Below are 706 nucleotides of genomic sequence, written 5' to 3'. Positions count from 1 at the left end.
AGTCGAATCCCTTGCGCGTATTGCCTCTCTTGCCGGTGGAAAAGTTACCTTTTTACAGGAGGTTGGGTCATGAAACTTACAGCCGGTAAAACTGTTTCATTAAGCATTCAGCACGTCCTTGCCATGTATGCAGGAGCCGTTGTCGTACCGCTGATCGTCGGCGGCGCTCTCGGTCTGACGCCGGCTCAGCTGACATACCTTGTATCTGCCGACATTTTGATGTGCGGTGTGGCGACGCTGCTGCAAGTTTGGAAAAACCGCTTTTTCGGTATCGGTTTGCCTGTTGTATTGGGGTGTACGTTCACAGCCGTTTCTCCGATGATTTCGATCGCCTCGACATATGGTATTCCAGCGATCTATGGAAGCATCATAGCAGGTGGTGTGATTGTCGTCATCATTTCTTTTTTCTTCGGAAAGCTTGTTAAGTTTTTCCCTCCCGTGGTCACAGGATCTGTCGTCACGGTGATCGGTATCACCTTGATTCCCGTTGCGATGAACAACATGGCCGGCGGTGAAGGCAGCAGCGATTTCGGCGAGCTGTCCAATCTTGCTTTAGCTTTTTCCGTTTTACTAGTCATCGTCCTTTTATATCGTTTTACATCAGGATTTATCAAGTCAATTTCCATTTTAATCGGCTTGATCGCAGGAACAGCCGGCGCCGCTCTAATGGGAAAAGTTGATTTTACAGAAGTCGCAAACGCTGGCT

Annotated in this window: 1 protein-coding gene and 1 pseudogene; both read left to right on the top strand. The window is 48.7% G+C overall.

Annotation, left to right across the window (positions count from 1 at the left end):
* Nucleotides 1-73 (top strand): annotated as a pseudogene (locus ACWHAR_RS27265) (xanthine phosphoribosyltransferase); the annotation flags it as partial.
* On the top strand, nucleotides 70-706 hold a 637-nt coding region (locus tag ACWHAR_RS27260), incomplete at its 3' end, for a solute carrier family 23 protein (protein WP_452088455.1). The pseudogene ACWHAR_RS27265 and the gene ACWHAR_RS27260, both read left to right, overlap by 4 nt.

It is taken from the genome of Bacillus sp. LR--39 (assembly GCF_053613335.1).
The sequence above is the reverse complement of the archived record's forward strand: the minus strand, read 5'-3'. Positions and strand labels throughout refer to the sequence as shown.